Below are 3,926 nucleotides of genomic sequence, written 5' to 3' on the forward strand. Positions count from 1 at the left end.
TGCTACAATAAATATTTTAACAATAAGAAAGGTATCGTATTAATATGAAAGTATCATTTTTATCAGAATTAAAGTCTTTTAATAAACAAAGCACAATAGTGGTTTTAAAATTAGAAGATGAAAAACAAAACATTTCCGGCGTTAATGTTATCAATCTTCAAGGACAAGTGGAAAAAGCATGTCAAACAGAACAATTTAAAGGCAAAGCAGGTTCTGTTTTAAAATTAGTTCATCCTGAAGGTTGTTTATTTTCTCGTTTGTTAGTAGTAGGTTTAGGCAAAAACCCAGAAAATAATGAAGCTTGGAAGAAAGCAGGAAGAGCGACTTTATTTGCTTTGAAAAACGTTAAAGAAACAGTTGTTTTAACAGATTTTGAAAACCACTCTTCTTCTTTCCAAGCGGTAATGGATTATGTTTTAGAGATGATGTTAAAAAGTTATACTTTTGATCGTTATCATACAAAATCAAAAAAAGACGTTTCTGAAATATACGATGATTTATCGGTTGTAGTGGTGACGAAAGAAGCGTCTTTTTGCCAAAAAGAATTTCATAAGGTGGAAGCAGTAGTTCAAGGCTCTAATGTAGCTCGTGATTTAGTGAATGAACCAGCTAATGTTTTAGGAACAGATGAATTTGTCTCTCGTATTAAAAAATTAAATAAAATGGGCATTGAAGTAGATGTTTTAGATAAAAAACAAATTGCTCAGTTAGGGATGAACTCTCTTTTAGCGGTAGCTCAAGGTTCTGATTGTCCCCCTTATTTAGCTATTATGAAATGGCAAGGTTCTTCTTCTCAAGAAGCTCCTTTATCTTTTGTAGGCAAAGGGGTAGTTTTTGATTCTGGTGGTATTTCCATTAAACCTTCTGGTGGCATGGAAGATATGAAAGGCGATATGGCCGGAGCTGCTATAGTAGTAGGCTTAATGCATACTTTAGCCGCTCGCAAAGCGAAAGTTAATGTTGTCGCAGTAGTTGGTTTAGTGGAAAATATGCCAAGTGGCAAAGCTCAAAGACCTGGCGACATTGTTACTTCTATGTCCGGTCAAACTATTGAGGTTATCAATACTGATGCGGAAGGAAGAATGGTATTGGCTGATGCTCTTTATTATACTAAAAATCATGTAAAACCTCAATTAATAGTTGATTTAGCTACTTTAACAGGCGCTATTATGGTTGCTTTAGGGGAAGAACATGCTGGTTTATTCTCTAATAATAATGATTTAGCACAAAAATTGCTTTCCTCCGGACAAATAACTGGCGAAAAATTATGGTTAATGCCCCTGTCTGAAGAATACGACCGTTTAATTGATAGTAAATTTGCTGATATGAGAAATTCTTCAGGCAGATTAGCAGGTTCAATCACAGCTGCTCAATTTTTAAAACGTTTTGTGGGCGAAGATATTCCTTGGGCTCATATTGATGTTGCGGGTGTAGCTTTTAACGATAAAGTGAGCGCAGTTAACAATAGTTGGTCCACTGGTTTTGGCGTTCGTCTTTTAAACCAATTAGTGGCTAATTATTACGAAAAGAAATAAATTAACACTATTATCAAAAAAAATAATCATAAACTTTTTTATCGCTCTTTTAGGATGCTTTTTTTCTTCCAAGTTTTTCTAAACCACTCATAAGAGTGGTTTTTTCTTTACCATAAGAAACGGAGGCAAACGCTGTTAAGCACCTATTATCTAGGAAATAAATCCATCTCTCTTTTTAACTCCTTGCTTAATAACTAATTTTAATTTATTAAAATTCAGATAGATTTTTTAATTTTTCTTTCATAAAAGGTTTATAATAAAAGCGGTTGTTTTTTTTAATTTAAATTAAAATGGAAAAAAGAGGTGATTTTATAATTGTTGTTTTTTAAATTTTAAAAAATGTTTATTAAAAAAATTATGCGAAAATTATGCGTTTACAGAATAAAGGAAAAAGATTCATTTTTAAAAAAATTATTTTAGCAAACTTTCTTTCTTTTTTTGTTATCATCCAATCAATTAAAAAACATTGTTTTAGAATAAAAATTAACTTTATAAGAAAAAATTATGGACACAAATCAAAAATCTTTACTTTTACACGAAAAAAACAAAGGTAAATTGGCTACTAAAGTTAAAACAGAAGTTAATAATTTTGATGATTTATCTTTAGTATATACTCCTGGAGTTGCTGAACCTTGTCGTAAAATTCAACAAAATCCCGAAGACCTTTATAAATATACTATGAAATCTAACACAGTAGCTGTTATTACTAACGGTACAGCTGTTTTAGGTTTAGGAGATATAGGCTCTAAAGCTTCTATTCCGGTAATGGAAGGAAAATCTATTTTATTTAAAAGATTCGCCGATATAGACTCTTTTCCAATCGTTATAGATTCCAAAGATCCTGAAGAAATAGTAAATATTATTGCTAAAATTTCTGATGTTTTTGGAGCGATTAATTTAGAAGATATTAAAGCGCCTGAATGTTTCCGAATTGAAGAAGCTTTAAAAACGAAATTATCTATTCCTGTTTTTCATGATGATCAACACGGAACAGCTATCGTTGTAGCTTCTGGTTTAATTAATGCTTTAAGAGTAGTTAATAAAAAATTAGAAGACATTAGAGTTTTAATTTGTGGTACAGGTTCAGCTGGCATTGCGGTAGCTAAAATGTTGCTGAACTTAAAAGTTAAAGACATTATTTTATACGATAAAAAAGGTGTTATCCTTCATGATAGCGATTGGACTAACCAAGAACAAAAGAAAATGTCTTTATTAACTAATAAAAACCAAGAAGACGGAGCTTTAAGTGATGTTATTAAAAATAAAGACGTTTTCATTGGCGTTTCTGGACCTAACATTCTTAATAGTGAAATGGTTTCCACTATGGCTAAAGATGCTATTGTTTTTGCTTTAGCAAACCCAAATCCGGAAATTTTACCTGAAGAAGCTAAAAAAGGTGGAGCAAGAGTTATCGCTACTGGTAGATCCGATTACCCTAACCAAGTTAATAACTGTTTAGCTTTCCCTGGTGTATTTAGAGGAGCTCTTGATTATAAAGCGACTCAAATTAACGAAGAGATGAAAGTAGCTGCGGTTTACGCTTTAGCTAGCGTTATTCCTGCTAACGAATTAAACGAAAATAATATTATCCCTGGCGTGTTCAACAAACAAATTGTTGCTTCTATTTCTAAAGCGGTTGGAGAAGCGGCTGTTAAAACAGGCGTAGTAAGAAAATAAAACTTATTTAATGATATTTATGATCTAATTAAAAAAAGTTAAGAAAGGAATAATATTGAGAACAATAAAAATAGTAGTCGATATTTACCTCTTAGTGAGATCGATTCTTTAGACTCCTATTCAAAGAAACTAAACAAATAACTAACTAAACCACTTAATGTGGTTTTTTTATTTGTTAAAAAAGAAAAGGAATTATCACAGCGAAATCAAATGGGCACCAAAGAGGCCTTATTGGCAGTATTTTAACGAACTACAACGCTGGATAAAATAGCTTACTTCATATTCTCGGTGCTCTGTTTCTTTTTTTTAGACAACTTTTATCTCTAAAATTATTCTTTAAAACTTAAAATTAAGTGATAATTTCATATCTTTTCAAACTAACAAAGTATTTTTTTCATTAGACGAAAAAGTGTCTAATTTTTTTTATATAATTGGCTAGTTTCAAAAGATATTTATACTAATATTTTAATAATAACCCTTCACTATATAGTTAGGTAAAAAAAAGTTAAAAACTCATATACAAAATGAAAAGAAAATACATTTTCTTATTAATAAGATCATTTTATTGAAAAAAAGGCGTAATAAAGATACCTTTTTTAAAAAGTTATATTATTTTATGTTAAATCAACTAAAAATTTATCTTAAACTTTGCGCATATTGGATAGGCGAAAGATAGTTTAATTTAGCTAAAAGCCATTTTTTATTCCAAAAAGC

General features: G+C 30.5%; 2 protein-coding genes. Both read left to right on the forward strand.

The window, feature by feature from the left end; translation table 11 throughout:
- Positions 1-44 precede the first annotated feature (44 nt).
- A complete protein-coding gene (locus tag RI76_RS00550) occupies positions 45-1,535 on the forward strand; it encodes a leucyl aminopeptidase (RefSeq protein WP_017192176.1) in 1,491 nt (496 codons plus the stop codon).
- Between the two features lie 504 nt (positions 1,536-2,039).
- A complete protein-coding gene (locus RI76_RS00555) occupies positions 2,040-3,212 on the forward strand; it encodes an NAD(P)-dependent malic enzyme (protein ID WP_017192177.1) in 1,173 nt (390 codons plus the stop codon).
- The last annotated feature ends 714 nt before the right edge of the window (positions 3,213-3,926 follow it).

Source organism: Milkweed yellows phytoplasma str. MW1 (genome assembly GCF_000309485.1).
Lineage (GTDB): Bacteria > Bacillota_I > Bacilli_A > Acholeplasmatales > Acholeplasmataceae > Phytoplasma.